Annotated in this window: 6 protein-coding genes; 3 read left to right on the top strand and 3 right to left on the bottom strand. The window is 36.0% G+C overall.

Annotated features, from left to right (window positions below):
• From E1140_RS21750 to E1140_RS07500, 3 genes are all read left to right on the top strand, one after another.
• Window positions 1-485, top strand: a 485-nt coding sequence (locus tag E1140_RS21750; protein ID WP_343034177.1) for a response regulator transcription factor, incomplete at its 5' end; no start/stop codon positions are given.
• 86 nt (window positions 486-571) lie between these two features.
• Window positions 572-1,093: a DUF4199 domain-containing protein gene (locus E1140_RS07495; protein ID WP_155181132.1), complete on the top strand. Its 522-nt coding sequence runs from the start codon at window positions 572-574 to the stop codon at window positions 1,091-1,093.
• Window positions 1,090-1,509 carry a VOC family protein gene (locus tag E1140_RS07500; RefSeq protein ID WP_155181135.1) on the top strand — a complete coding sequence of 140 codons (420 nt, stop codon included), beginning with the start codon at window positions 1,090-1,092 and terminating at the stop codon, window positions 1,507-1,509. The genes E1140_RS07495 and E1140_RS07500 overlap by 4 nt, the downstream gene beginning before the upstream one ends.
• On the opposite strand, the gene E1140_RS07505 is transcribed toward E1140_RS07500, so the two are convergent.
• From E1140_RS07505 to E1140_RS07515, 3 genes are all read right to left on the bottom strand, one after another.
• Window positions 1,510-1,929, bottom strand: coding sequence for an OmpA family protein (locus E1140_RS07505; RefSeq protein WP_155181138.1), 420 nt, complete (start codon window positions 1,927-1,929; stop codon window positions 1,510-1,512).
• Between the two features lie 453 nt (window positions 1,930-2,382).
• Entirely contained in the window at window positions 2,383-3,522 is a 1,140-nt protein-coding gene (locus E1140_RS07510) for a TlpA disulfide reductase family protein (RefSeq protein ID WP_155181141.1), read from the bottom strand.
• 17 nt (window positions 3,523-3,539) lie between these two features.
• Window positions 3,540-4,219 (bottom strand): Asp-tRNA(Asn)/Glu-tRNA(Gln) amidotransferase subunit GatB (locus tag E1140_RS07515; protein WP_484494445.1); only part of this gene is annotated, 680 nt, incomplete at its 5' end.

A 4,219-nucleotide genomic window follows, 5' to 3' on the forward strand; every position in this document is an offset into this window, starting at 1 on the left:
ATCATAATGTGGGCACAATATTTTATTATTATCGAAAATTGAGTTTATTAATCAAAAATTATTCTGTGTTTAAGATTATTCTACGGTTTGGACTGCTAGCCCTTTTATTTGGGATATTGCTAGAGTTGAGTAATTATTCTATTTCAAATAGAAGCTATTATTCCGAATTTCTTGTCGCCATAGCTGCAGTTGGATTAGTAGTGTTCGGCTTCGTTCTTAGAAAGTACATCATAACCCAAAACAGTTATTTGAAAGATGAGTTTGCTCCGAATGAGCGCAAAATTCAACTTTTACAAATTAGCAGTCGCGAAATGGAAGTGCTCAATGTTATGGCCGAGGGCCTTTCTAATGTAGAAATTGCTGACAAATTGTTTGTATCAGAAAGTACGGTAAAAACTCATGTCTCCAATCTGCTTTCTAAACTAGATGCTAAGCGAAGAACAGAAGCCATTAAAAAAGCAAAGGAGTATGGAATAATAAAATAGTGGTACTAAAGGCTGAATTTGGGCATTTCATACTAAAGTATGAGTGGCAATAAGGCAAAACTCGCTTCATTTGAATCAAAAAAAATATGAAAAACATTATCGTTAAAAATGGATTAATAGCTGTAGCTGTAATAATGGGAATCCAGATAGTCGCTTATGTGATTTTCGGCCTTCCAGAAGGTATTGACTTTGACCGTGATGAATTACTCGGGTATGGTGGTATTCTGCTATGCCTGGTTTTTGTATTTCTAGGTATTAGAGAATATCATATAAAACATGGCAAGAGTTCATTCATGAAGTATCTGGGCATTGGTTCGGCCATATCAACGTTTCCTTCCATAGCATTCGGTATCTACAGCGTGATTTATTACAAGTGGCTTTATCCTGATTTTCTTGACAATTATGGGGCTTATCAATTAGAAAAGATGAAAGCTTCAATGAGTGCTCAGGAATTCGAAGTGATTCAAACACAATTTCAGGAAGATATGGCTATGTGGGACAGTGTAGGCATGCAATTCACAATAATGTTTATCACTGTGTTTGTCATAGGTCTTATTATATCAATTTTATCAGCATCGTATTTTCAATTTAAAACGTCAAAGTCATGAGTAAAAAAGTAACAGGCATAGGTGGGATATTCTTTAAGGCCGAAGATCCTAAAAAAATGACAGAGTGGTACAGTAAAAACTTAGGGTTAGTTACTAATGAATATGGTTCATTGTTTGAAACCAGAAACGTAGACAAGCCCGAAATAAAGGAACACTTGCAGTGGAGCCCGTTTGAGGCGAAAACCAAATACTTTGAGCCCTCAAAAAAGGAATTTATGATCAACTACAGGGTTGAAAACTTAGAAGGTATGGTGGAAGATTTTAAAAAGAATGGGGTAACTGTTCTTGATGAAATTGAGACCTACGAATATGGCAAGTTTGTTCATATAATCGATCCTGAAGGAAATAAAATTGAGCTTTGGGAACCAATAGATAAGGTTTTTACCGACATGTATGAAGGGCAGACCACTAAGTAATTAAAATACTATGGGCACAAGGATGACATCAACACGTCTATTCATGTGCCTACCCTTATACGAACTGTTCCTATACAATGGATTATTCATTCCGAAATTTTTGATCTCCATCAACTCCTCAGCTATTCCTATTTCTATTAACTTGTCCTGAACTGCCGTACTGCGCATAAAGGAAAGCCATTCATTATACTCCTTCCCCCCTATATTGTCGGTATGACTAAATAGGACAATCTCATAATTCTCAAGCTTTTCAACATTTAAGATAAAATCCTGAAGTTCAAGACTCTGGTACTCGTCTATATAGTAGCTGCCACCACCAAAAAATATACTTTTTCTGATAAGCGAATCTGTCTCCTGAGAGAATGCAGGAGCAGAAAGGAAAGTGATAAAAAGCAATGTGGACAGTAAGCTTCTCGTCATGCCATAAATAACGCATGACTATAATCTGAGGTTCAAAAAGGCATAAAGAAAATTGGAGAACTAAAATGGTACTCGTTGGAAACGAGCGCTAGCTTGATCAATCAATTACAGATTTATTTAAATCAAATATTTCTACAAGTAATACGAGTGTAATCATTACGGAATAAGTCCTAATCCAAATTTTAAGAGTAGCTGTCTCAAAATATTTTTTATAAAACGAATTAATTGACAGAGCTAAAATGTAAGAGAAAATTATTTGAAATAGCAAATTGATTATGATTAATGAAAAAGTGTTGTCTGAAACAAATATTTGAGTCATCAATGAAATAAAAAACAAAACAAATAACACTCCGTACTTTTTATAAAAAACCACTTATATCTGAACTTTTAAATTATATTCTAAATAGAAACGAATTAGAGCAAAAGAAATTAGAGACATTAAAATAGGAACTATTAACTCTCCCCAAAAATCTCTTCGAGCTTTCTTTCAAGCTCACGGCCTCTAAGGTTCTTGCCAATGATTACTCCATCAGGGTCTAGCAATAAGGCGAAAGGTATTGCCTTGATATTGTATATTTTAGCAGCTTCGCTGTTCCAGTATTTCAAATCAGAAACCTGTGTCCAGTGTAGTCCATCCTGCTCTATGGCTTGCAACCAGTCTTCTTTTCTTCTATCAAGAGATACGCCATATACCTCAAATCCTTTGTCGTTAAACCTGTTGTAAGCTTTTACCACATTAGGATTTTCCTTTCGGCAAGGTCCGCACCATTTAGCCCAGAAGTCAACCAACACATATTTTCCTCTTAGTGAAGATAAGGCAATTACCTCTCCATCTGGGTTAGGCAACGCAATATCTGGCGCTACCATGCCAATGGCTAAATTCTTATTGGCTTCAACTTCATTCACAAAATCCATGGCTACAGTAGAGTTTGTCAGTTTGGTGCTGGCATCTTCTGCAATCCTGTGGTAGGTAGCCTGAAATTTGTCTTTATCTAAAAATCTTCCTGATTTCAATATTTCGATAACTCCTAAAGAAGCCCCTGCAGAGTCAATCTTGGCAGCAATTTTCTGCTTAAACTCATGGTCCAGCTTCATATATTCATCGCGAATAGTGGCTATTGCTGCTGCATCCTGCTGACTATTGGCTAACCCAAATCGGTTATTAATTTCTGCCACCTGTGGCGATGCTTGAAATTCTGCATTCATTTTCTGAACCATTTCTATAAAATCATGATCCTTTGAACCACTAATTTCTACGAACCCGCCTCTTTCATTACCATCAACATTAACCACAACATCATCTTCATTTAGAATGAGGTTAACAAACTGCTTATTATAGAAATTAAGTCTGTAGTAGCCCGGTCTTTCAATATTGACATTTTTACTGTACTTATAATTCTCATCGAGTTTTAAAGTATCAAATGGCTGCGGCTTATTACCCACATACTCTTCAATAAGAATGTCTCCGGTTTGCGGAAACCCTACAGTGCCTGAAATATTAATTCCGTTCTCAACTTCAACTGAACCGTTGCCTGAAGTACAACTTGTTATAATTACTAAACCTAAAAGAATTCTAAACATCACTTTTGTCATCAATTATTATTTGTTTCTTAACCTAGCTTCTTTCTTAATAGTTCGTTAGCCACCTTAGGGTCGGCTTTTCCATTACTACGCTTCATCAATTCCCCCATAAACATACCTAAAAGTCCCTTATGTCCTTTCTGATATGCCAAAACCTTATCAGGAAATTCAGCAACTATCGCGTCTGCCAATTCACCTAATGTATCAGTATTACTATCCTGCATCAGGTTCATTTCCTCAGCTAATTTTAAAGCTGATTTACTTTCATCATCTACCAAAGCGGTAAATAGTTTTTGTGAAGCTGCTGAAAAGCTTACTTTATTATCTTCAACAAGGCCAATTAATTCTGCTAATCTTTTTGGAGTCAATTTAAAATCTTCAATCTTCAATGACGCATCATTTAGATATGACTTTACGGGCCCCATCATCCAATTTGAAGATGCTTTATAGTTTTTTGTAATCGAAGACAATTCTTCAAAATACATGGCTACCTCTTTTGTATTTGTCAGCACCTGCGCATCAAGCTCTGGTAAGCCATAGGTATTAATATATTTTAAATACAGCTCACGCGGCAAGCTTGGCAGTGAAAGTTTAAGATCATTTAACCACTCTTCAGAAACATGAACCGGACTTAAATCAGGATCTGGAAAGTACCGATAGTCATTCAAAGCTTCTTTTGTTCTCATGCCGGTAGTAATACCACTGGCAT

This window comes from Fulvivirga lutimaris (assembly GCF_009711525.1).
Classification (GTDB): domain Bacteria; phylum Bacteroidota; class Bacteroidia; order Cytophagales; family Cyclobacteriaceae; genus Fulvivirga; species Fulvivirga lutimaris.

Excerpts from the sequence above, each read along its gene's own strand:
- E1140_RS07495 (WP_155181132.1), top strand. The coding sequence starts at position 572 with ATGAAAAACATTATCGTTAAAAATGGATTAATAGCTGTAGCTGTAATA.
- E1140_RS07500 (WP_155181135.1), top strand. The coding sequence starts at position 1,090 with ATGAGTAAAAAAGTAACAGGCATAGGTGGGATATTCTTTAAGGCCGAA.
- E1140_RS07505 (WP_155181138.1), bottom strand. The coding sequence starts at position 1,929 with ATGACGAGAAGCTTACTGTCCACATTGCTTTTTATCACTTTCCTTTCT.
- E1140_RS07510 (WP_155181141.1), bottom strand. The coding sequence starts at position 3,522 with ATGACAAAAGTGATGTTTAGAATTCTTTTAGGTTTAGTAATTATAACA.